1 protein-coding gene is annotated in these 280 nt (G+C 67.5%); it reads left to right on the forward strand.

Features of this window, described 5'->3' with window-relative positions; genetic code table 11:
- On the forward strand, positions 1-280 hold a 280-nt coding region (locus AC0IYH_RS31130; protein WP_471838054.1), incomplete at both ends, for a DUF2254 family protein.

Here is a 280-nt window from a genome sequence, read left to right on the forward strand (position 1 = left end):
GTTCTCAGCCGGGTCGTGCGGCAGATCTGGTTCCGCGCCGCCGTCATCAGTGCCCTGAGCATAGCGCTGGCCGTCGCCGCCGCCCTGATCGGCCCCTACCTCCCCTACCGCTTCGGCGGAGAGGTCGGGCAGGACTCGGTCGGCACGATCCTCCAGATCATGGCGTCGAGCATGCTGGCGGTGACGACCTTCTCGTTGACGGCCATGGTCAGCGCCTATTCCTCCGCGACCCAGTTGGCGACGCCGCGCGCTACGCAGTTGATGATCAGCGACCCGACCT

Source organism: Pseudomonas sp. AC463 (assembly GCF_979253585.1).